17 protein-coding genes are annotated in these 23804 nt (G+C 65.2%); 9 read left to right on the top strand and 8 right to left on the bottom strand.

The genetic code is table 11. The annotated features are described in order from the left end of the window. Positions 1–7: 7 nt before the first annotated feature. From czcI to OPV09_RS04390, 4 genes are all read left to right on the top strand, one after another. Positions 8–376: a cation efflux protein, CzcI family gene (gene czcI / locus OPV09_RS04405; protein ID WP_319992239.1), complete on the top strand. Its 369-nt coding sequence runs from the start codon at positions 8–10 to the stop codon at positions 374–376. 91 nt (positions 377–467) lie between these two features. Continuing rightward, entirely contained in the window at positions 468–1700 is a 1233-nt protein-coding gene (locus OPV09_RS04400) for a TolC family protein (protein WP_338680663.1), read from the top strand. 12 nt (positions 1701–1712) lie between these two features. Next, positions 1713–2918 carry an efflux RND transporter periplasmic adaptor subunit gene (locus tag OPV09_RS04395; RefSeq protein WP_219329737.1) on the top strand — a complete coding sequence of 402 codons (1206 nt, stop codon included), beginning with the start codon at positions 1713–1715 and terminating at the stop codon, positions 2916–2918. 25 nt (positions 2919–2943) lie between these two features. Beyond that, positions 2944–6114 (top strand): efflux RND transporter permease subunit, encoded by a 3171-nt coding sequence (locus tag OPV09_RS04390; RefSeq protein ID WP_219329736.1) that lies wholly within the window; start codon positions 2944–2946, stop codon positions 6112–6114. A 165-nt stretch (positions 6115–6279) separates the two neighbouring features. On the opposite strand, the gene OPV09_RS04385 is transcribed toward OPV09_RS04390, so the two are convergent. Together OPV09_RS04385 and OPV09_RS04380 are read right to left on the bottom strand one after the other, a co-directional pair. Beyond that, on the bottom strand, positions 6280–6789 hold the full coding sequence (locus OPV09_RS04385) for a hypothetical protein (protein ID WP_034753470.1): 510 nt from the start codon (positions 6787–6789) through the stop codon (positions 6280–6282). A 121-nt stretch (positions 6790–6910) separates the two neighbouring features. After that, on the bottom strand, positions 6911–7147 hold the full coding sequence (locus OPV09_RS04380; protein WP_072457088.1) for a hypothetical protein: 237 nt from the start codon (positions 7145–7147) through the stop codon (positions 6911–6913). Positions 7148–7358: 211 nt separating this feature from the next. Between OPV09_RS04380 and OPV09_RS04375 the strand changes: the two genes are divergently transcribed. Further along, on the top strand, positions 7359–7733 hold the full coding sequence (locus tag OPV09_RS04375) for a hypothetical protein (protein WP_051991406.1): 375 nt from the start codon (positions 7359–7361) through the stop codon (positions 7731–7733). Here the strand turns inward: OPV09_RS04375 and OPV09_RS04370 are convergent, their stop codons facing one another. Beyond that, on the bottom strand, positions 7734–10772 hold the full coding sequence (locus OPV09_RS04370) for a sensor domain-containing diguanylate cyclase (RefSeq protein ID WP_338680661.1): 3039 nt from the start codon (positions 10770–10772) through the stop codon (positions 7734–7736). A 220-nt stretch (positions 10773–10992) separates the two neighbouring features. On the opposite strand from OPV09_RS04370, the gene OPV09_RS04365 reads away from it, so the two are divergent. Beyond that, on the top strand, positions 10993–11712 hold the full coding sequence (locus OPV09_RS04365; RefSeq protein ID WP_072457084.1) for a helix-turn-helix domain-containing protein: 720 nt from the start codon (positions 10993–10995) through the stop codon (positions 11710–11712). Here OPV09_RS04365 and OPV09_RS04360 read toward each other — a convergent pair. After that, positions 11696–12613, bottom strand: a complete 918-nt coding sequence (locus OPV09_RS04360; protein WP_338680659.1) for a sterol desaturase family protein — start codon at positions 12611–12613, stop codon at positions 11696–11698. The two genes, OPV09_RS04365 and OPV09_RS04360, sit on opposite strands and share 17 nt — an antisense overlap. A 77-nt stretch (positions 12614–12690) precedes the next feature. Continuing rightward, on the bottom strand, positions 12691–13404 hold the full coding sequence (queC, locus tag OPV09_RS04355) for a 7-cyano-7-deazaguanine synthase QueC (protein ID WP_046682176.1): 714 nt from the start codon (positions 13402–13404) through the stop codon (positions 12691–12693). A gap of 220 nt (positions 13405–13624) precedes the next feature. On the opposite strand from queC, the gene OPV09_RS04350 reads away from it, so the two are divergent. Beyond that, a complete protein-coding gene (locus OPV09_RS04350) occupies positions 13625–15523 on the top strand; it encodes an autotransporter assembly complex family protein (protein WP_338680658.1) in 1899 nt (632 codons plus the stop codon). Next, complete coding sequence (locus OPV09_RS04345) at positions 15523–19947, top strand: translocation/assembly module TamB domain-containing protein (RefSeq protein ID WP_338680657.1); 4425 nt, start codon at positions 15523–15525, stop codon at positions 19945–19947. Before OPV09_RS04350 ends, OPV09_RS04345 begins: the two co-directional genes overlap by 1 nt. Positions 19948–20117: 170 nt before the next feature. Here OPV09_RS04345 and OPV09_RS04340 read toward each other — a convergent pair whose 3' ends face one another. Genes OPV09_RS04340 through OPV09_RS04330 form a run of 3 tightly spaced genes read right to left on the bottom strand, consistent with a single transcriptional unit; the run spans position 20118 to position 23086 of the window. Further along, positions 20118–20357 (bottom strand): hypothetical protein, encoded by a 240-nt coding sequence (locus tag OPV09_RS04340; RefSeq protein WP_034753464.1) that lies wholly within the window; start codon positions 20355–20357, stop codon positions 20118–20120. Positions 20358–20381: 24 nt separating this feature from the next. Then, positions 20382–20534: a hypothetical protein gene (locus OPV09_RS04335; RefSeq protein WP_175444616.1), complete on the bottom strand. Its 153-nt coding sequence runs from the start codon at positions 20532–20534 to the stop codon at positions 20382–20384. Between the two features lie 56 nt (positions 20535–20590). After that, the gene (locus OPV09_RS04330) at positions 20591–23086 is read right to left on the bottom strand and encodes an alpha/beta hydrolase family protein (protein WP_072457076.1); all 2496 of its coding nucleotides are present in this window, start codon (positions 23084–23086) and stop codon (positions 20591–20593) included. Between the two features lie 189 nt (positions 23087–23275). On the opposite strand from OPV09_RS04330, the gene OPV09_RS04325 reads away from it, so the two are divergent. Beyond that, complete coding sequence (locus tag OPV09_RS04325; protein WP_338680654.1) at positions 23276–23794, top strand: hypothetical protein; 519 nt, start codon at positions 23276–23278, stop codon at positions 23792–23794. Positions 23795–23804 lie beyond the last annotated feature (10 nt).

Genomic DNA, 23804 nt, shown 5'->3' with positions numbered 1-23804 from the left:
CGTCACCATGCGCCGATTCTTCCTCATTTTTCTGCTGTTCGTGCTTCCGCTCCAGATGTCCTGGGCCGCGGCGAGCGCGTATTGCCTGCACGAGGAAGGCAAGGCGGCGCAGCACCTGGGCCACCACAGCCACCAGCACAAGGCAGATGCGGACAAGCAGCCTGCCGGCGACAAAAAAGTGGCGGACCAGCAGAAAAAAGGCCAGCCGCACAGCGACTGCAACGTCTGCCACGGCATCGGCCATGCATGGCTGCCAGCCGGCTCCAGCCTGCCCATCGGCGACACGGCGTCCGTCAACGCGGACACTTCCCCCTTCTTTTACGCTTCCCACATCCCGGACGCTCCCAAGCGCCCTGACTGGTCGTCGGCCATCTAGGCCGACGGGACGTTTCAATCGCTTATCGCAGTAAGTCAGGCGCAGGCCTGCGCGTCCCGTCGAATTCTTTTCCATGCTTTTGGAGAATTCGATGTACCGATTCATTTTCTTGCTATCCGCTGGCCTGCTGGCCGGCAACTTTGCCCATGCACAAGCTCCACAGGAGCCTGCCGGTCCCCTGACCCTGCCCGCCGCGCTGCTGCTGGCCGAGGGCGGCAACGCCACCCTGTCGGCCGCCCGCCACGAACTGGCGGCGCAGGGCGGCGCCCTGCAGCAGGCGCGCGCCCTGCCCAATCCGGAACTGCAAACCGTGCGGGAAGACACGCGGCGCGCCACGCGCAGCACCACGGTGCAACTGAACCAGCTCATCGAACTGGGCGGCAAACGCGGGGCGCGCGCCGCCGTTGCCCAGCGCGGCGCAGACCTGGCGCAAGCGGGCCTGTCAATGCAGCAAGCCGACACGCGCGCCGCCGTCACGAGTGCCTTTGTCGACGTGCTGGCCGCGCAGGAAGGCTTGCGCCTGGCCGACAGCGCACAGGCCCTGGCCGCGCGCGCCAGCGACATCACGGCGCGCAGGGTAACGGCCGGCAAGGCCTCGCCCGTCGAGGAAACGCGCGCCAGGGTCGCCGAAGCGAGCGTGCGGCTGGAGCTGAACCTGGCCCGCAGCACCCTGGCCAGCGCCCGCAAGCGCCTGGCCGCCCTGTGGGGCAACGCCACGCCGCGCTTCAGCGTCGCCGAGGGACGGCTGGAAACCTTGCCCGAACTGCCACCGGCCAGCGAACTGGCGGCGCGCCTGGAGCAAGCCCCGGCTGTGCGCCAGGCGCAAAGCGCGCTGGCCCAGCGGCAAGCCATGCTCGACGTGGAACAGCGGCGCGCCACGCCCGACGTCACGGTCAGCATCGGCATGAAGCGCTCGGAAGAGCTGGGCCGCAACCAGGCCATCATCGGCCTGGCCCTGCCGCTGCCACTGTTCGACCGCAATGCGGGCAACAAGCTCGACGCCCTGCGCCGCAGCGACAAGGCCAGCGACGAGCTGGCCGCCGCCCGCATCGCCGTGCAAACGGACGTGGCCGCCGCCACCGAACGCCTGGCCACGGCCCGGCTCGACGTGGAAAGCTTGCGCCAGGACATCTTGCCCGGCGCCCAAAGCGCCTACGACGCGGCCAGCAAAGGTTTCGAGTTCGGCAAGTTCGCCTTCCTCGACGTGCTCGATGCCCAGCGCACCTTGCTGCAAGCCAAAAACCAATACCTGCGCGCGCTGACGGAAGCGCAACACGCCGCCGCCGACATCGAACGCCTGCTGGGTACACCAGCTCCCCTGTAAGGAACACCATCCATGAACATCACACTCAACAAAAAACAGGCGGTCGCCATGGCTTCCATCGCGGCCGCCGGCGTCGTGCTGGCCATCCTCATCCTCGGCACGGGGAAATCCAGCGCCCCGCCGGCCCTTGCCGTCAAGGCGGAAGCACATGCTGAAAAGAAAGACGAACACGGCCACGAAGAAGTGGAAGGCAAGCTGGAATTGACGGCGGCGCAAAGCAAGGCCGCCGGCGTCGTCATCGCCACGGCCGCGCCCGGCCGCATCAAGACGACGGTCGCCCTGCCCGGTGAAATCCGGTTCAATGAAGACCGCACGGCCCACGTCGTGCCGCGCCTGGCCGGCGTGGTCGAAACGGTGCAGGCGGACCTGGGCCAGCTTGTCAAGAAGGGACAAGTGCTGGCCGTCATCGCCAGCACGGAATTGTCGGAACAGCGCAGCGCGCTGCTGTCGGCGCAGCGGCGCTTGTCGCTGGCCCGCTCCACGTATGAGCGCGAAGAAAAACTGTGGCGTGAGAAAATTTCAGCCGAACAGGATTATCTGCAGGCGCAGCAGGCGTGGCGCGAAGCGGAAATCGCCGTGCAGAACGCGCAGCAAAAGCTCAGCGCCCTGGGCGCCACGAGTACCAGCAAAGGTCCGCTGAACCGCTATGAGATCCGCGCGCCGTTCGACGGCATGGTGCTGGAAAAACATATCACCCTGGGCGAGGCCGTCAAGGAAGACGCGAACATCTTCGTCATTTCCGACCTGTCGACCGTGTGGGCGGAAATCGCCGTGCCGGCGAAAGACTTGGCCACCGTGCGCATGGGAGGCAAGGCGGAAGTGAAAGCGTCCGCGTTTGACGCCAGCGCGCAAGGCACGATCACCTACGTGGGCGCGCTGCTGGGCGAGCAAACGCGCACGGCCAAGGCACGCATCAGCTTGCAAAACCCCGACATGGCCTGGCGCCCGGGTCTGTTCGTCACGGTGGAAGTGGTGTCCGGCGAAGCGGACGCGCCCGTCACCGTACACAGCACGGCCATCCAGACGGTGGAAGACAAGCCCGTCGTCTTCGTGCAGGTGAAAGATGGCTACCAGGCCACGCCCGTGGTGCCGGGCCGCAGCGATGGCACATTGACACACATCAAGCAGGGCCTGGCCACCGGCACGCCGTACGCGGCGCAAGGCAGTTTTGTCCTGAAGTCCGAGCTGGGCAAAGATTCCGCCGGCCACGAACACTGATCACGTCAAACTAAAGGAAACCATCATGTTTGAACGCTTGATCCGCTTCGCCATCGACCAGCGCTGGCTGGTGATGCTGGCCGTCGCCGCCATGGCTGGCCTGGGCATCTACAGCTATCAAAAGCTGCCCATCGACGCCGTGCCCGACATCACCAATGTGCAGGTGCAAATCAATACCCAGTCCGCCGGCTATTCACCGCTAGAAACCGAGCAGCGCGTCACCTTCCCCATCGAAACGGCCATGGCCGGCTTGCCGAATCTGGAACAGACGCGCTCGCTGTCACGCTACGGCCTGTCGCAAGTGACCGTGATCTTCAAGGATGGCACGGACATTTATTTCGCGCGCCAGATGATCAACGAGCGCTTGCAGGAAGCCAGGGAAAGCCTGCCGTCCGGCATCACGCCCAAGATGGGCCCCGTCTCCACGGGCCTCGGCGAAATCTACCTGTGGACGGTGGAAACGCAGGACGGCGCGAAAAAGCCGGACGGCACGCCGTACACGCCGACGGACTTGCGCGAAATCCAGGACTGGATCATCAAGCCGCAGTTGCGCAACGTCACGGGCGTGACGGAAATCAATGCCATCGGCGGCTACGCCAAGCAATACCAGGTGGCGCCCTACCCTGAAAAACTGGCCGCCTACGGCATCAGCCTGCAAGACGTGGTGACGGCGCTCGAGCGCAACAACAGCAACGTGGGCGCCGGGTATATCGAAAAACAGGGCGAGCAGCTGCTGATACGCGCGCCGGGCCAGGTGGCATCCAAAAGCGACATCGGCAACATCGTCGTCGCCAATGTGCAAGGCGTGGCGATCCGCATCCGCGACGTGGCCGACGTGGTGCTGGGGCGCGAGCTGCGCACGGGCGCGGCCACGGAAAACGGCCGCGAAGTGGTGCTCGGCACCGTCTTCATGCTGATCGGGCAGAACAGCCGCGCCGTCTCGCAAGGCGTCGACAAGAAGATGGTGGAGATCAACCGCAGCCTGCCCAAAGGCGTGCACGCCGTCACCGTGTATGACCGCACGGTGCTCGTCGACAAGGCCATCAATACGGTGAAGAAAAACCTGCTCGAAGGCGCGGTGTTGGTGATCGCCATCCTGTTCCTTTTCCTCGGCAATATCCGCGCGGCCATCATCACGGCCATGGTGATTCCGCTGGCCATGCTGTTCACGTTTACGGGCATGGTGCAATACCATGTGAGCGCCAATCTGATGAGCCTGGGCGCGCTGGACTTCGGCATCATCATCGATGGCGCCGTCGTGATCGTGGAAAACTGCGTGCGCCGCCTGGCCCACGCGCAGCAGAAACTGGGCCGGCCGCTCACCTTGCAGGAACGTTTTCAGGAAGTGTTTGCCGCATCGCAAGAGGCGCGCCGCCCCTTGCTGTACGGCCAGCTGATCATCATGGTCGTGTACCTGCCCATCTTCGCGCTGACGGGCGTGGAAGGCCGCATGTTTACGCCGATGGCGCTGACGGTAGTCATCGCCCTGCTGGGCGCCATGCTGTTGTCGATCACCTTCATTCCGGCCGCCGTGGCGCTGTTCATCGGCGACAAGGTGGCGGAAAAGGAAAACGCCATCATGCGCGCCGCCAAGCGCTGGTATGCGCCGCTGCTGGACAAGGTGATGCGCAACACGCCCGTCGTGCTGACGGGCGCGGCCGTGGCCGTCGTGCTGTCAGGCTTGCTGGCCACGCGCATGGGCAGCGAATTCGTGCCCAGCCTGAACGAGGGCGATATCGCCATCCAGGCCCTGCGCATCCCCGGCACCAGCTTGACGCAATCGCTGGCCATGCAGCAGCAGCTGGAAAGCAAGCTCATGGCAAACCACAAGGAAATCGCGCGCGTGTTCGCCCGCACGGGGACGGCCGAGATCGCGTCCGACCCCATGCCGCCGAATATTTCCGATGGCTACATCATGCTCAAGCCCCGCGACCAGTGGCCGGAACCGAAGAAACCGCGCGAGCAGTTGCTGGCGGAAATCGAAGCGACGGCCACCAGTTTACCGGGCAATAACTACGAGTTTTCGCAGCCGATCCAGCTGCGCTTCAATGAGCTGATTTCCGGCGTGCGCAGCGACGTGGCCGTGAAACTGTTCGGCGACGACATGCTTGTCCTCGACGGGACGGCCGCGAAGATCGCCGGCGTGCTGGGCAAGATTCCCGGTGCGACGGAAGTGAAGGTCGAGCAGACGACGGGGTTACCGATGCTGACGGTGCAGATCGACCGCGAGCAGACGGCCCGCTACGGCCTCAACATTGCCGACGTGCAAGCGGCGATTGCCACGGCCATCGGCGGGCAAGAGGCCGGCACCCTGTTCCAGGGCGACCGCCGCTTCGACATCGTCGTACGCCTGCCCGACAGCCTGCGCAGCGACCTCGAGCAACTGAAACGCTTGCCCATCGCCCTGCCCCTGGGCGCGGCGGCGGAAGGCCGTGCCCGCTTCATTCCGCTCGGTGAAGTGGCCAGCCTGCAAGTGGCGCCGGGACCGAACCAGATCAGCCGCGAAGACGGCAAGCGCCGCATCGTCATCAGCGCGAATGTGCGCGGACGCGATATCGGCTCGTTTGTCGCCGACGCCACGCAGCAGCTGCAAGCGCAAGTGGCCATCCCGGCCGGTTACTGGACTAGCTGGGGCGGCCAGTTCGAGCAGCTGCAATCGGCCACGAAACGCCTGGAGCTGGTGGTGCCCGTGGCGCTGGCCCTCGTCTTCGTCTTGCTGTTCGCCATGTTCGGCAACGTGAAAGATGGTTTGCTGGTGTTCAGCGGCATCCCGTTCGCCTTGACAGGCGGCATCGTCGCCCTGTGGCTGCGCGACATCCCCATGTCGATCTCGGCCGCGGTCGGCTTCATCGCCCTGTCCGGCGTGGCCGTGCTGAACGGCCTCGTGATGATCGCCTACATTCGCCAGCTGCGCGAACAGGGCATGCCCTTGCAGGATGCCATACGGGAAGGGGCGATCACGCGCTTGCGGCCCGTCTTGATGACGGCGCTGGTGGCGTCGCTGGGTTTCGTGCCGATGGCGATCGCCACGGGCACGGGCGCCGAAGTGCAGCGTCCGCTGGCCACCGTGGTGATCGGCGGCATCCTGTCGTCGACGGCCTTGACCTTGCTGGTGCTGCCGCTGCTGTACCGGCTCGCGTATCGCAGGAAAGAAGAGGAGGTAGGTCGGATTAGCGTGGCCGAAGGGCACGCGTAATCCGACACATGGTTGGCGCTGGTGGCGTCGGATTACGGCCTTTCAGGCCTAATCCGACCTACGCCTGCCGCGGCTGTACCGGCTGGCGTATGCCGCAAGAGGTAGGTCGGATTAGCGCGCAAGCGCGTAATCCGACACATTGTTGACGCCGGTGGTGGCGTTGGATTACGGACGGCGGTAGCCGCCCTCGATCCAGTTCGCGGCGGACGTCGCATTGAACTTGAACGCGGCCGAGGTGCGCACCTTGGCGATCTGTTCGCCGTCGGCGTCGTAGGCGCTCAGTTCCGCGTACGGGTGGTCTTCGTCGGGGACGATGTCGAACATCACCTTGACTTGCCCCTCGTCCGTGGCGACGAACAGGTTCTTGTGCAATTGCGCATGCAGCTGCTGCTCGTGGCGGCGCAGCACTTCCGACGCCGTCTTGACCAGGGTATTGAAGGCGTTGACGTCGAGCGGTTTCGGGTTTTTCTTGTCGCGGCCCATGGTCCACGGGCCCACCAGCGCCGGCTCCGGTTCGCCATCCTTGATCATGGCCACGGCCCAGCCTTCATCTTCCTCGTTCTTGATCACCCTCGCCGTCCAGCCATTGCCCACCCACAGGCGCGGCTCCTGGATCGGGGCATCATTGTCCTGCTCGGCTGCTTCGTCGGAAAAGTCGGGGAAATCGGTACTCATGGCGGTGCTCGTGATGGAAGGTCGGGGCTAGCATGATAGTCGAAAACGCCCGCCCGTGCCGCGTTCCCGGCGGCACGGGTGAACGTTCAACACTTCCGTCCGGCATCTTCCCACGCGACTGTCAGCACATGGACATGGCAGGCCGGTTGGGCCAGGTCAGCGGCGGGCCCGGCGGCACCCAGCGCGGGTCGATGGCCGGCAGCGGCGCATGGTAATTAAAGGGATTGATGATGATCGGCGGTATCGCCGATGGCGCACCGACGGGCTCGGCGCAGGACTGCGTGGCGCTACGCTGGCGCGTGATTCGATGGTCAGGGGGGGATAGCGATTGATCCCCGGTATCTGCAAACAAAAGCATGTTGCCCTCCTTGCGAGAGTGAGGTATTCAGTATAGGACGGCTTGCGTACATTACAAGAAAAGAAATCTTGTTCCAGATCAGCGTTTTCTGGCCTCCAGCGCCTTCCATACCGTGAAAATGACGGCCTGTCGCACGCCGCTGGCGGCAAACCGGGCGCGCCCCTACAGTGTGACCATGCAATACCCGATCACCCACACTGCGAGGCTTACCATGAAAAAACTGCTCACCTTCGTCCTCATCGTCATGCTCGCCTGCCTGTTCCTCGACAAGGTCGGCGGCAGCGACATGCACATGCAGTTCAACGGCGACGATGTCGACGGTCCGCTCGAGTGGCTGTTCGGCCTCGTGTTTGCCGGCGGCGGCTTGCTGATCGCCGCCATTGCGGTGGTGTGCGCCGCCATCGTGGCGGGCGTGGTGCTGGCCGGCGTGAGCGTAGTGCTGATCGCCGCCGTGGCCCTGTGCGTCGTGCTGGCGCTCGCGCTGAGCACGCCCGTGCTGCTGCCGCTGCTGATACCCGTCGCCATCGTCTGGCTGATCGTCAGCCGCAACCGCAAGCAGACGCAAGCGCGTCAGCACAGCCTGTAATCACTGCGCCATGAATTTGCTGAGCACGCCGTCGCCGCCGCCATCGTTCTGTTCGATGCGGTTGCGCCCGCCCCGCTTGGCCCGGTACAGCGCCTCGTCGGCGCGCGCCAGCACGGCGTCGCAATCGGCATCGGTACCGGCCATGGCAGCCATGCCGATGCTCACCGTGATGGTGATCACCGTGCCGCCATCGATGGTCAGCGAACTTTCCGCCACGCGCCGGCGCAGCCGTTCGGCAAACACGGCGGCGGCGCTCAGATCCGTGCCCGGCAACAAGATGGCAAATTCCTCGCCGCCCACGCGGCCCGGCACGTCGACCTTGCGCAGCGCCTGGCACATCAGCGCGCCCAGGTGGCGCAGCACGGCGTCGCCCACGGCATGGCCATACTCGTCGTTGACGCGCTTGAAGTGATCGATGTCGAGCATCAGCACGCTGGCGCAGCTGGCCAGCTCGCGCTGCAAGCGGGCATGCTCGTTTTCCAGCGACGCCATGAAGTGGCGCCGGTTCGGCAAGCCGGTCAGGAAATCCGTAGTGGCCAGCTGCAGCAGTTCCGCGTTCATGCGCTTGCGCTCGGTGATGTCGAGCGAAGACACCATGACGAAATCGAGGCTGTCCGCATGGCCAGGCATCACCAGCAAGCTCAATTCATTTTGCCGCGCCGCGCCATCGAGACGCACGAAGCTGCTCTCGCACTCGTACAGGTGGGCGCCGCCAGCCAGCGCCAGCAGCGCATCGCCGAAACGGGGCAATGCACTGTCGTCGAAATTCTGCGCCAGGCTCAAGGCGCCGCGGCGCTGGTCGTCCTCGTTGGCGCGCACCTGCGCCAGCGCGGCGCCGTTCGCATCGATGATGCGCACCAGCCCCGCCAGCCGCCGCAGCGCGTCCGGATTGGCCTGGAAGTGGGCGCCCAGGTCGCGCACACCCGCTTGCTCGAGCGCATCGAGCGCGGCGCGCACGGCAGACCAGTCCTGTTCCCACAAGGCCACGGGCGCATGGTCGTACAGGCTGCGGAAACGCGCTTCGCCCGCGCGCAGGGCCAGCGCCACCTGCGCCTGTTCAATGGCCATGCCGGCCAGGTGGGCCGCCTCGCTCAGCCGCGCCAGATGCGCCGCGCCCGGCAAGGTCGGCTGGCGGTGATACGCCATCAGCACACCGAGCAGCTTGCCCGAGCCGCCACGCACGGGCTCGGCCCAGCATGATTGCAGCTGGGCACGGCACGCCAGTTCCATCGTTTCCTGCGCAGCGGCATGCAGATCGCCGACGATCACGCGCTGGCCGTCGCGCACGGCTTGCGCGGCGATGCCGTGCACGCCCTGCAGGGTGTCGAGGTCGTGGCCATGGCTGGACAGGTTGAAAAACGCGGGCAAGCTCGGCGCCGCACCCAGCACCAGGCGGTGGCGGCTTTCGTCGAGCAGCAAGATGCTGCACAGCATGGCGGGATGGTCGGCTTGCACGCTCAGCACCACGCTTTCCAGCACCCGTTCCAGCGGCGCGCCCGTGGCCAGCATTTCCAGCACTTGCCGCCGCGTATGCTCGCGCCGTTCCATCTGGCTGCGCTCGCTGATATCGCGGAAGGTCCACAAACGCGCCTGCTCATTGCCCAACTGCATGCTGCGCACGTATTGTTCGACCACCCGTCCATCGCGCAGGTGCAGCACGTCGCGCCGCTCGCGGTGGCCGTGCGGCGCGTGGGCGCGTGCTCCGAGGAAAGGCGCCGCCTGCTCGAGCTGGCTTTCCACATGGCGCACGAGCGCCGTGCCATCGGCTTGCCAGTCGAGCGCGTCGGGCACTTGCCACAGGTCGCGGAAACGCCGGTTCGACGTGAAGATGCGGCCGTTGATATTGTCGACCAGAATGCCGTCGATGGTCGAATCGAGGATGCTGCGCAGCATGGCCTGGCTGCGCTGCGCCGCCTCAGCCATCGCCAGCACGCTCGCCTGCCCCTGCTCCAGCTGGCCGGTCAGCTCGCTCGAGCGCGCCAGCGCCGCCTGGGCGCGGGCACGGCCCGCCGCCAGCAGCCAGGCCGCCAGCGCCAGCACGATGCTGGCTAGCAAGCCGGTCCAGGCCACCAGACGGGGCCGCGCCAGCAGGTCGCCATCGAAGCCCGGCATGGCGCGCACGCGCAAGGTCCAGGGGCGGCCGGCGATGGTGATCACTTGCCGCGACACGAGGCTGTCCGACGCGGCAGAGGAAAAGCCGCCCGGCAAGCTGTCGTACATCAGGGTCGCCTCGGCCAGTTGCGCGCCATCATAGATTTCCAGGTCCAGCTGGCGCGCCGCCTCGCCGCCCACGCCCGCCATCAGGTCGCCCATGCGGAACGGCGCAAACACCCAGGCGCGCAAGGCGGCGCGCCGCTGTTCCACGCTCGCATGCAGCATGCCATTGTCATACACGGGCAGCACGACGAGGAAGCCATGCGCCTGGGCGCTGCCGCTATCTTGCACCAGGTGAATCTTGCCCGTCATGGCGGCCCGCCCCGTATCGCGCGCCTGCTCGAGCGCGGCGCGGCGCACGGGTTCGGACCAGAGGTCATAGCCGAAGGCCAGCAGGTTGCTGTCGCTTAAAGGTTCCAGATAGGTGATGGGCGCATGCCAGGCGCGCTGGCCGTGCGGACGCACGGCATAGCCGGGATAGCCTTCCGCGCGCACGCTGGCCTCGTGCCGCGCCAGGCCGGCGCCGGGCAACAGCGGCAGGAAGCCGATGCCGTGGATTCCGGGAAAGTGACGGTCCACCTGCTGCACCGACAGATAGGCATGGAATTCGCGGCGCGTGACTTCCTGCGAACTGGCATACAGTCCCTGCACCCCGTGCAGCACCTGGATATAGGTCTGCATGCGGCCGGCGATGTTGCCCACCAGTTCGCGCACGCGGAAATCGAAATCGGCCTGCACCTGCTGTTCGCTGGCATCATGGGCATTGCGCCAGGCGCCGTACGTCAACCCCAGACACAGCGCCAGCACCAGCGCGGCCAACGCACGCGGTCCCACCCAGTGCGACACTGGCTTGGCAAACCACGACGAAGACGCGCGTGTAGACATGGCAGGCTGACAGGACGGACATCAAACCATTTCACGGCCAGCAACATGGCTGGCAGCGGGCTGTACAACTACCATCGGTAGTCGATGAGAATGATAGTACGTTACAGCGGGCGCCCTTGCAATGCTGAATATTGTATTAAAAAGAGCACATATTTCGTGAACGCAATGATGTGTACTCCAGGAAAATTCGATGCCATGAAAACCATCGCCCGACACTGGTATGATCGCCCCGCAATCCATTACCGAGGAGCCGCGTTTGCAGCAAGATAGCTGGCAGGGAACACTCTGGCTGGCGCCGGACTTTGCCATCTTGCATGGCGCAGCGGGCGCCACGGACAGCCACGCCCATTATGCGCACCAGCTGATGCTGAGCACGGGAGCGCCCTTCACGGCCGAGCTCGACGGCATCATCCACACAGCGCGGCACTTGCTGGTCGACAGCCTGCGCCCGCACGCCATCATCGCCGCGCCGGCACCCATGCTGACCATCTATGCGGAACCGCAGCGCCTGGGCGGCGCGGCCCTGCTGGCGGCGGCCGCCAGCGCCGGCGTACCCAGTCTCGACAGCCTGGCCGCCGCGCTGCAGGCGCAGCCGCGCGAGCGCTTGCCCGATCCCCGCCTGCTGCGGGCGCTGGACAAGGTCGATGCGCTCTTGTCTGGCAAGGTCAGCGCGGCGGAAGTGGCCGAGGCCGCGCATTTGTCGCTGAGCCAGCTGGAGCGCCTGTTCAGCGCCCAGCTGGGCTTGCCTGTGCGGCGCCTGGTGCTGTGGCGCCGCTTGCGCCTGGCCATCCGCTTCATCTTGCTCGGCAGTACCCTGACGCAGGCGGCCCACGGCGCCGGCTTTGCCGATGCCGCGCATTTTTCGCGCACCATGCGCAGCCTGTTCGGCGTGCGCGCCGACCGCAGCTTGCGCCAGCTCGACGTCAAGCTGCTCGATTGACGGCACGATTGAGTGCCTGCCGCAAGCCGGCCGGCAACTCCGGCGCGCGCACGCCCTCTTCCGCGCGGAACGGCTCCAGCAGCTGCGGTCCATAAGCGACGGGATAATCGGGACGGCTGCCGATGCCCAGGTCTTCGCCCCGCATGCGATAGCCGGGCGCGTCGAAGGCCGTGCCCAGCAGACGGTCCCAGCACGTAAAGAACAGGCCGAAATTCACGTCGCCGGCCGTGCCATACTTCATGTGGTGAAAACGGTGCAAGGGCGCCCAGGCGAACACGTGGCGCAGCGGCCCCATGCGCATGTCGACATTCGCGTGCTGCAGCAACAGCTGGATCGCCACGGCAAACGCCAGCACGGCCATGACCTTCTCCGGTATGCCCAGCAGCAGCAAGGGCAGCATGCCACCCGCCGCTTCGAGCAGCAGATGCAGCGGATGTTTCATCCAGCCGTTGAAACCGTACATGCGCTGCACGCTGTGGTGCACGGCATGCAGTTTCCACAGAAAATAATAGCGGTGGCTCAGGTAGTGCACGAGCGTGATGCCGCAGTCGGCAATCAGGATCGCCAGCAGCAGCTGCGCCCAGAACGGCAGCTGGCCCGGCCAGAACGGCCCCAGCGCCAGATGCCCGGCCAGCAGGGGAAAAGCCGCCAGGCCCAGCAGGTACAGCGCTTCATTGACGAGCGCGTGCAGCGTATCGCGCCAGCTGTCGCCGTGACCGTCGTTCCACGCGCCGTCGTACGGCAGATAGCGTTCGGCAAGAAAGGAAGTGAACAGGGCCAGCAGCAGCAAGGGCGGCAAGACCCACAGGGAATAGTGGCACACCGCGATCAGGCAAGCGGCGGCGCCGATGAAGCCGGCCCAGAACACGGGGCCGTACAGCGCGGCAAAGAGGGATTTCATGGCAAGACGCTCCTGTGGCAAAAACCACAGCATGGCTGGTCTCCCCGCCGCGCCGCTTGAAGAAACGGCGCAACCTGTTACTTCAGGGCTTTTCTCGCAGCATATTGCTGGTAGCCATTCGCGCGCAGGGCGCAGGCGGGGCAAGTGCCGCAGCCATAGCCCCAGTCGTGCAGCTCGCCCCGCTCGCCCAGATAGCAGGTATGCGTGCCGCTGCGGATCAGGTCGACCAGCGGCTGGCCGCCCAGGTCTTCCGCCAGGTCCCAGCTTTGCGCCTTGTCCAGCCACATCAGCGGCGTTTCCAGCTTCAAGCGCGTGTCCATGCCCAAGTTCAGGGCCACTTGCAGGGCCTTCATCGTGTCATCGCGGCAATCCGGATAGCCGGAAAAATCCGTCTCGCACATGCCGCCCACCAGCACCGTCAAGCCGCGGCGGTAGGCCACGGTGGCGGCCACGGTCATGAACAGCAAGTTGCGTCCAGGAACAAAAGTGTTCGGCAAGCCGTTTTCCTGCATGACGATCTCGACGTTCTGCGTCATGGCCGTATCGGAAATGGCGGAAATGAGCGACAGGTCGATCATGTGATCCTGGCCCAGGCGGCTGTCCCACTCGGGCGACTGCTGGCGCATCTGTTCCAGTACGCCTGGGCGCACGGTCAGCTCGATCGCATGGCGCTGGCCATAATCAAAGCCGATGGTTTCCACGCGGCTATAGTGTTTCAAGGCCCAGGCCAGGCAGGTGGTGGAATCTTGTCCACCGCTAAAGAGCACCAGTGCGGAGTCCGTTGCTAGCATAATTTCTTTCTTTTCAGTTTTATTCTGTCCGAGTGCGCGGGAAAACATGATTCCCTGCGCAAAAAATACTTATTCGTCCGCCATCAGTTTACCTATTCCGGTAACATGCAGTCAGCATTTACTTATCTGGAGCACCATGTTTTCTGCACGACCCATACGGCATACGGCTGCCGGCAAGGCGATACGACCACGAATTTTGGCACAAGTAGTGGCAAAAGTAATGGGGCAACTGACACTGGCGGCCGCCGGCGGTGCCATCTTGCTGTTTCCTGCCGCCTATGCCGCCGCACAGGAGGCCACGCAGGATGCAGCTCCAGAGAGCGCCAGCGCCACGGAAGCGGCGCCTGCCCCGCTGCAGTACGAGGTCAAGGTCAACGCGCCCGGCGACCTCGATGAGTTGCTCGAAAAAAACCTGGACCTGGAACGCTTCCGCGGCAACCCGCGCATGGACCGTGAGCAATTGCGGCGCCTCGTGCGCGCCACGCCTGAGGAAGCCAAAAACCTGATCGCCACGGCCGGCTACTATACGCCCGTCGTCACGGTGCGCGTCGATACGACGGGCGCCAAACCCGTCGTCATCGTCGACGTCGACCCGGGCCAGCCCGCGACCATCGACAAGGTCGAGTTGGAATTGCGCGGCTTCGACCCCACGCCGCCGCTGGCCGCCAGCGAACCTTACGATACGGAAGCGCTGAAGCGCAGCTGGGCCCTGAAGACGGGCAGCGTGTTTCGCCAGTCCGACTGGGAAGCGGCCAAGCGCGCGCTGCTGCGCGAAGTGGTACAGACGCGCTACCCGCGCGCCCAGCTGGTCGACACGCAAGCCGTGGTCGACCCGGAAACGCACAAGGTCTCGCTGCTGGTGGTGCTCGACAGCGGCCCCGAGCTGCGCTTCGGCGAACTGCGCATCGAAGGATTGAAGCGCTACGATGCCAGCATCATCCGCAACCTCGACAAGATCCGTCCCGGCGATTACTACAGCGAATCGGCGCTGCAATCGTTCCAAGCGCGCCTGCAGGACACGGGCTACTTTGCCAGCGTGGAAGTGAGCGCCGACATGAGCAGCATCCTCAGCGAGCAGATCGAGGCGGGCCAGGAAAGCCAGCAAGCCGATGCCGCCGGCGCCGCGCCCGACGCCAAGCCCGCCAACCGTGGCCCCGCGCCGCAGTTGCCGCTGGTCGTGCGCGTGACGGAAAACAAGCAGCAGAACGTCAGCGCCGGTCTCGGTTTCAGTACGAATACGGGGAATCGCGCCCAGCTCAACTATGACAACCTGAACGTGTGGGGCACGCGCTTCAAGAGCGCTCTCACAATGGAAACGAAGAAACAGGCTGCGCACGCCAATTTTTACTTTCCAACGACCGAACGCGGCTACAACGACAGCGCGGGCGCCTCGTTCGAGCGCAGCGACATTTCCAACGAAATCACGGCTGTGACGACCATCTCGGCCAAGCGCAACTGGGGCGGCACCAACCTCGAGCGCAGCCTGACGTTCGAGTTCCTCAGCGAAGACAAGACCGTCGTGGGCCTGGAACAGACGCGCAGCAAGAGCTTGCCGCTGACCTACGCGATCACCAAGCGCAGCCTCGACAGCCTGCTGTTCCCCACCAAGGGCTATGTCATCAACGCACAAGTGGGCGGCGCCCTGCTGCCCGTGCTGACGGACGAGCGCTTCGTGCGCGTGGCCGGCAAGGCCGTGTATTACCGTCCGCTCGGTGAAAAAGGCGAGCTGATCGTGCGCGGCGAAATGGGCGCGCTGGGCTCGAAGGAAAAACGCGGCGTGCCGGCCGTCTACCTGTTCCGCGCGGGCGGCGACCAGTCGGTGCGCGGCTATGCCTACCAGGAACTGGGCGTCAAAGAGGGCGACGCTACCGTCGGCGGGCGCTACATGCTCACCGGCAGCGCCGAATACCAGTACTGGTTCAAGCCGAAGTGGGCCATTGCCGCCTTCTATGACGCCGGCAACGCGGCCGACACCATGAAAGCGGCCATGACGCCGAAATCGGGCTACGGCCTGGGCGGGCGCTACAAGAGCCCCGTCGGTCCCATCAATGTCGACGTGGCATATGGCCACGCCGTCCACGCCTACCGTTTGCACTTCTCTCTGGGATTCACTTTCTGATGTCCGATATGACTACCGAATCGCCCGGCGCCGTCCCTCCGCCGCCGGCGAAAAAACCGCGCAGGGCGATGCGCTACGTACTGATCGCCGTCGCCAGCTTGGCCGTGCTGCTGGGCGGCGCCTTCTGGTTCCTGGGCCGCGAATCGACCTTGCAGATGCTGGTGCAGAAAGTGGCCAGCGCCAGCGGCGGCGACATCGAAGTGTCGGGCGTGTCCGGCTCGCTGTACAACCGCATGCACCTGGGCCACGTCAGCTACCGCAGCAAGACGCAGCACATCACGGCCGACAATATCGACATCAACTGGTCGCCGTTCCAGTTCTTCTCGGAAGGCATTGCCATCAGCGAACTGCACGTGGCCAGCCTGTCCGTGGAAAGCACGGCGCCGTCCGAGGAACCGTCGACCATGCCCACCAGCCTGGCCGCGCCGTTCAGGATCGGCATTGCCGACGCGCGCCTGGACAAGGTGACCCTGGTCAGCCCGGGCGGCAACACGGTGTTTGAAAAAATCCATTTCACCTTGTCGGGTGACAAGTCGCAATGGCAGCTGGAAGACGCCTCGGCCCTGACGCCGTTCGGCCAGGCCACGGCCAGCGCGACGATAGCCGCCACGCAACCGTTCAAACTGTCAGGCAAGGCCGGCTTGACGCAGCTCAACCCCGCCGCCGGCGAAAAACCGGCCGCCCTCGCCTTGCAGCTGGGCGGCGACTTGAACGTGCTGAACGTGACGGCCAAGGGCAACGCGGGCGCGGCCACGGCCGACGCCCGGCTGGCGCTGGCGCCGTTCGACCCCGTCATCATCCTGCGCTCGGCCAGCATCCGTGGCCGCAACATCAATCCGGGCAAGTTCGACGCCACCTTGCCGCAGGCGGACCTGAGCCTGGAACTCGACGCCGCCATCGACACGCGGCCCAACGCGCAAACCGTGTCGGGCAAGCTGGCCATCCTCAACCACGCCACGCCGGGCCCCATCGACCAGCAAAAGCTGCCGCTGCGCCAGTTCGAGGCGCGCCTGGGCGGCACCCTGACGGCCACGACCCTGGAGTCGGCCATCATCGATTTCGGCAATGCGGGCAAATTCACGGGTAGCGGCAAGCTTAACCGCGACGCGGCCGACGCGCCCATCGGCAATGCGCAGCTGACCTTGCACACGGACAAGATCGACTTGCAGCACATTTACAGCAGCATCAACAGCACGAAGATCGTCGGCGACATCGTGCTCGACAGCGACGGCAAGACGCAAACGCTGCGCGCCAAACTCGGTGAAGCCAAGCTGCGCCTGGACGTGGAAGCGACCCTGGCCGACTCGCTCGTGCAATTGCGCAAGGCGACCTTGCAAGCGGGCAAAAGCAGCGTCAATGCGACGGGCCAGATCAGCCTGAAGGACGAGCAGCCATTCAAGGCCGTCGCCAGCACCAACCGTCTCAATCCCGCCGACTTCGGCGCCTTTCCCGTGGCCGACCTGAACCTCGACGTGCGCGCAAATGGCCACGTGGCACCAACATGGCTGGCGAATGCGGACTTCACCGTGCGCCCCAGCAAGCTGCTCGACCAGCCCCTGTCGGGCAAGGGCAAGCTGACGGCCGACGCGGCCCATTTCAGCGGCATCGACGTGCAATTGGCGTTGGGCAAGAACAACGTGACGGCCAAGGGCAACTTTGGCGGCGCGGGCGAAAAGCTCAACTGGAACGTCGATGCGCGGCAACTTTCCGCCTTGCAGGGCGACTTGCTGGGCACGGTACTGGCCAGCGGCGTGGTGCAGGGCACCATGCAGCAGCCGCGCACGAGCTTTGTTACCGATGCGAAGGGCCTGGGCCTGACCAGCGGCAAGCGCCCTGCGCCCGACAGCGCCATCCACGCCAGCGGCGAAGTGGGCTTGACGGGACCGAAGCAGCAAGCGGAATTGAAAATGACGGGTTCCCTGCAAAAGATCAACCCGGCCGCGTTTGGCGCATCGCTGCCCAACGGCAACGTCAATGCGGATTTCAACGGCAGCGGCCGCCTGACGAGCGACTGGCAAGTGGCCCTCAACCTGGCCTTGCGCGAATCGACCTTGCAAAACGCGCCGCTGGCCGGCTACGCCAAGCTGTCGGCCAATGCAAAACGCATCGACAGCGTGGATACGGAATTGCGCCTGGGGCCGAACAGCCTGCTGGCCAAGGGCGCGCTGGGCGGCGCCACGGACCAGCTGACGTGGAAACTCGATGCGCCGCAACTGTCGACCCTGGGCCCGAGCTTTGCCGGCGTGCTGCATGCGGCCGGCTCCGTCTCGGGCAAGATGGACGCGCCCGCCGCGCAGCTGACCCTGGATGGCAAGGACCTGACCTTCTTTGGCGACCAGCAATTGAAAGCCGTGAAAGGCAGCGCCAGCGTGGGCGCCGGCCAGGGCGCGCTCGACCCCATGGTCAGCAGCCTGGAGATCACGGGCTACAGCACGCCCACCTTCAAGCTGGCCAGCGCCCGCCTGGGCACGACGGGCACGCGCGGCAGCCATACGGTGAGCGTGGCGGCGCGCAATGACGATTTCGACGCCACCGTGCAAGTGCGCGGCAGCCAGAGCGGCGCCAGCTGGACGGGCACGATCGACAGCCTGCAAAACAAGGGCCGCTATGCACTCGTGCTGCAAGCGCCCGTACCCGTGAAAGTGGCGGGCCCTGCCAACAGCGGCGTGGCGGGCCTGGGCCAGCCGGAACAGATCAGCGTGGGCAACACCGTCATCAAATTGCCGGCGGGCAGCATCACCATGCAAAGCCTCGTCAAGAACGGCCCCCGCTGGACCAGTTCCGGCCAGGCGGCCGGCGTGGCGCTGACCTATCTGGCGCAAGTGATTCCCGCGCTGCAAGCCAATGCGCGCAGCGACCTCACCCTGGGCGCGCAATGGTCGCTCGACATGCAGGTGCCGACGGCCAAGCAGAAAGATCCCTCTTTGGCCGGCATGCTGCACATCTACCGCGAAAAAGGCGACGTGACGGTGGGCGTGGAACAGCCGCTGGCGCTGGGCTTGCGCACGCTCGATGCGAGAGTGGACGTGGCCAACCAGCAATTGCGCCTGGCCGTGAAACTCGACGGCGCGCGCGCGGGCCAGAGCGACATCAATGCCACCGTGCAAATGCTTGGCGGACGCATCAGCAACGACAGCGCCCTCTCGCTGACGGGCACCACCAATATCGATTCGCTGGCGTGGCTGGCGCCGCTGACGGGCCAGCCGGGCCTGGAACTGGGCGGCGCCTTGAAGGTGGCCCTGTCCGGCAGCGGCACCATCGGCGCGCCGCAATTGAATGGCGACATCAACGGCAGCAAGCTGCTCGTCAACTGGGCCGACCAGGGCTTGAAATTGCGCAATGGCGTGCTGCAGGCGAAGCTGGCCGGCGATCAACTGCAATTGCAGCGCCTGAGCTTTGACGGCGGCGATGGCAAGGTGCAGGCCGATGGCTGGGTACGCTTTGCGAATGGCGAGGCAAGCCTGGAACTGAAACTGCTGGCCGACCGCCTGCAAGCGCTGTCGCGGCCCGACCGTACCCTGGTCTTGTCGGGCAACAGCACCCTGGTGCGCAACGACAAACGCTTCAGCTTCGAGGGCAAGTTCAGGGCCAACCGCGCGCTGATCGAACTGGCGCCGCAAGACACGCCGACGCAAAGCAGCGACGTGGTGGTGCTGGGCAAGGAAGTCAAGGGCAGCAAGGAAGCGCCGTCGCTGCCCCTGAATATCGACCTCGAGTTCGACCTGGGCAACGCCTTCCACCTGCGCGGCATGGGCATCGATGCGGATCTGGCCGGCAATGTGCGCGCCAGAGTCATCAACCGCGCCGCGCCGCGCGTGACGGGCAGCATCAAGGTCACCAGCGGCCAGTACGCGGCCTACGGGCAGAAGCTGTCGATCGAACGGGGCTTGATCGCCTTCACGGGCGCCTACGACAACCCGTCGCTCAATATCCTGGCCGTGCGCAAGCGTCCCGAAGGCGAAGCGCTGTCGGAAACGAACGTGGAAGCGGGCGTGGAAGTGCGCGGTACGGCCCAGGCGCCGACGGCCAAGCTGGTGTCCACGCCAAGCGTGTCGGACAGCGACAAGCTGGCCTGGCTGATCCTCGGCCACGGCGCGGAAACGGCGGCCGGCGATGAAATGGCCCTCCTGACGACGGCGGCCGGCGCCCTCTTCGGCGGCTCCGGCGGCGGCCTGCAAGGCAAGCTGGCCAATTCGCTGGGGCTCGATGAAGTGGGCCTGTCGCAGGCGCAGGGGCTGGAAAGCACGGTCGTCACCGTCGGCAAGCGCCTGTCCTCGCGCGCCTACCTGACGTTCGAGCAAGGCACGAGCACGGCGACGAGCCTGGTCAAGCTGCGTTATAAGCTGAACCGCCGCATCACCTTGCAATTCCAGACGGGCACGAACAATGCGCTCGACGTGTTGTACACGTGGGCGTTTGATTAAATTGGCGGCCAACCATGTTGTCGGATTACGCGGGGCGTTGCCCCGCTAATCCGACCTACGCTCCATGTGCATGCGCGTAGGTCGGATTAGCGGCGCAGCCGCGTAAACCGACACCAGCAGAAACACAAAGGGCGCCTCGGCGCCCTTTTCTTTGCTCTAACGAAAACAGCTTACTCGGCCACGTCGAGCCCCCGCTCGATCATGCCTTCGACGTAGGCGCGCAGATACTGTTCCAGCGCGGGGCCGGACAGCACGTTGGCCGTCAGCGCGCCGTGCGGCGAGCCTTTCAGCACGCCGTCGTGGTACACGCGCGCAATCCAGGCCACGTCCGCGCCCTGGGTGTAGTCGAGTTCATAGTCGAACGATTCTCCGCTGACTTTGCGTGTGTAGACTTCCTTGACAATTGCCATCTAAAACAGCCTTTCTTGACGAGATTAACTGGGGTGCGGGTGCGGCACGGGATCGTCCTGCGGCACCGGGTGCACGGGCCCCGGCTGGCGCCCGGGCGCTTCTTGCGGCTCCGGCGCCGGCATGGGTTCATCGACGGGCGCCGGGTCGGGCGCGCGGTGGGTATGGATGACTGACATGGCTGGCCTCCCTGCAGACAAAGGAAGACCATACCACGAGATGCGCGCCGCTGCCCTTATTTGCTTGCCGGCTTGGCGTCGGCGGCTGGCGGCGCCGCGTTCTTCACATATTTCTCCAGCCAGTTGTTGCTTTCGTACAGCATCTGCATGATCGATTCGCGCGCGCGGTAGCCGTGGCTCTCGTTCGGCAACATCACCAGGCGCGCCGTGCCGCCCAGTCCCTTGACGGCCTGGAACATGCGTTCGCTCTGGATGGGGAAAGTGCCCGAGTTGTTGTCCTGCTCGCCGTGGATCATCAGCAGCGCATCCTTGATCTTGTCCGCATAATTAAACGGCGACATGGCCTGGTAGACGGCCGGCGCCTGCCAGAACGAGCGCTCTTCCGCCTGGAAGCCGAACGGCGTCAGAGTGCGGTTGTAGGCGCCGCTGCGGGCGATGCCGGCGCGGAACAGGCGCGTGTGCGCCAGCAAATTGCCCGTCATGAAAGCGCCATATGAGTGGCCGCCGATGGCGATGCGGTTGCGGTCGGACACGCCGCGGCGCACCACCTCCTCGACGGCAGCCTCGGCGTCGGCCACCAGCTGCGGCAGATACGTGTCGTTCGGTTCCTGATCGCCATTGCCGACGATGGGGAACGATGGATTGTCGAGCACGGCGTAGCCCATGGACAGGAAGGCGGCCGGCCCCCAGTAGCTGACGGCATTGAATTTGTACGGCGAACCCTTGGTCTGGCTGGCGGCGCTGGCCGTCTTGAATTCCTGCGGGTATGCCCACATCAGGGTCGGCAGCGGACCGTCGCGCTTGGCGTCGTAGTTCGGCGGCAGCATCAAGGTCGCCGTCAAGTCCACGCCGTCGGCGCGCTTGTAGCGGATCAGCTCTTTCTGCACGTCCTTCAATTGCGGCAGCGGATGGGGGAAATGCGTGAGAGCCGTCAATTGCGCCGCACCCTGCTGCTTCAGGTTGCGCACATAGTAATTCGGCTGCTCGGTCGGCGATTCGCGCGTCGACAGCAAACGGCTGCCGTCCTCATCCAGCACGGCCACCACGTTTTCATAATACGGCGCGGCGCTCTGGAACAGGCGCTGCTTCTGTTTCGTCGCCAGGTTCAGGCGGTCGATGAAGGGACGGTCGCCTTCCTTCGACGCACCCTGGCCGTCGAGCAGGATGGAGTTGTCAAAGGCGATCAGCAGGCGCGGCAAGCCGGCCGCGTCGGCGCGCATCACCGGCTGGCCCGGATCGTTGTAGCGGTCTTCGAACGATCCCGCATACACGAGGTCGGCCGGCGCGGCAGGTTGGTCTGGCGAAATCTTCCACTGCTTGACGGCGCGCGTCTTGTACCACGCTTCGCTGAGCAGGGCCAGGTCGCCGCGGCCCCAGGCGATGCCCGCATAGCGCGAGCCGAGCTTGGCCAGCACGGCCGGCTTGGCGGTGAACGGCGCCGCCTGCGTGTAGACGATGTCGCGGATCTCGACCACCTTGGCCGGGTCGCCGCCATCCTGCGCCTCGGCCCACACCAGGGTGGCTGGCGCGTCAACGCGCCAGCTGACGGAACGCACGCCGGCGGACACGGCATCATTGCCTGGCGGCAGACCTTCTTCCAGCGGCAGGGCCGCCACCGCATGCACCACCTTGCCATTCAGGTCGCGCACGTCGATCTTGTGCGCAAAGTCGGAGGCCGGCACGATGTAGGAATACGGACGCACGATGCTGGTCGTCAGCAGGTGCTTGCCATCGGGCGAGGCCGCCACGCGCGAGAACTGGCCCGGCTGGCCCACGAGGCGCTGCTTGCCCGCCACGTCCAGCAAGGCCAGCTGCACGGTGATGTAGTGCTCGAACAGCTGTGCATCCTGTTCGTTTTTCAGCAGGTCGGGATAGGTGCGCAATTGCTTGACGCCGCCGCCCGGCACGCTGTCCTGGATGGACGGGCCCGTCGGGATGCCGCTGGCCACGGGCGCCGCGCCCAGCTTGGCCGGTTTCAGCTGCACCAGCAAGGTCTTGCTGTCTGGCAGCCAGGAAAAGCCGCGGCCATATACGGTCGACAGGGCTTGATTGCCCAGCTTGCGCGCCGCTTTCGTCTGCACGTCAAGCAGCCACAGTTCCACGCCCGATTCCTTCACGCCCTTGGCGGGATCGGCAAAGGCGATGTGCGTAAACGCCAGGTAGCGCTGGTCGGGCGACCAGGCCAGGTCGGCGATGCGGGGCGAAGCTGGCAAGCCGCTGACCTTGATTTCCTTCTGCGTATCGATGTCGAGCAAACCCAGTCCCGTGTGAAAACTGAAACGGCTGGCCGAATACGTGCGTGGATTGATGCGCAAGCCCGCCAGTTTCAGTTCCGGCTGCGCCACTTCGCTGATGCTGGGCAAGGATGGCGTGGGCAGCACGGCCGCCAGGTTGCGTTTCGGGCTCAGGCTCAGGGTCGGCGCGCGCGGCGCATCGACGATGGCTTGCAGAGGCGCTGGCGGGGCTTGATACGCGCCATCTTGCGCCATGGCCAGGGAAGACGAGGCCATCAGGCCGACAGTGATGGGCAGCAAAGGCAAACGAGTAGACATGGAACTCCAGTGTATGAAGGTGGCGACAACAAGCAAGCGCACCGCACCGCTCATGGCGGCGCTGTGTGACAGGGCATAGTGCGTTCATGCCATGTAAATGTCAACCAGCAACTTTTGCTGTTTGACAAGCATCGCCGCCCATCCCCATCTGGCTTACAATCGCTGTTTTACCCGCACCCGAATGTCTACATGGAAACCACTACTCTCGCCCTGCTGTTCCTGGTCCCGCTGCTGGTCTGGCGCATTTATTCGCGTCTGAAGAAACTGGTGGCGCGCCAGAAGTCGCAGCTGTGGCGCCACTGGAGCGTGGCGGTCGTCTTTCCCGCGCTGCTGCTGTTCCTGGCGACGACGACGAAATTCGAGCTGTTGCCCCTGTCCAGCCTGGGCGCGGGCGCGCTGGCCAGCGGCTGGCTCGGCGTGCTGGGATTGAAACTGACGCGCTTCGAACAGGTCGGCAAGGATTTCTTCTTTACCCAGCACCGCTACCTGGGCCTAGCCATCACGATGCTGTTCATCGCCCGCCTGCTGTACCGCGGCATGGAAATCTACCTGAACACGCGCCTGGACGTGCCCGTGCCGCCGCCACCGTTCGGCCAGAGTCCGCTGACCATGGCCGCCTACGGCCTCGTCATCGGCTACTACGCCGTGTATGCGTGGGGCCTCGTGCGCTGGCGCCAGCGCAACAAGCCGCTGCAGGCATCGGAGTAAGTCACATCAG

This window comes from Janthinobacterium sp. TB1-E2 (genome assembly GCF_036885605.1).
Taxonomy (GTDB): Bacteria; Pseudomonadota; Gammaproteobacteria; order Burkholderiales; family Burkholderiaceae_D; genus Janthinobacterium; species Janthinobacterium aestuarii.
Note: the sequence above shows the minus strand (reverse complement) of the source record. Positions and strands in the feature narration are given on the sequence as shown.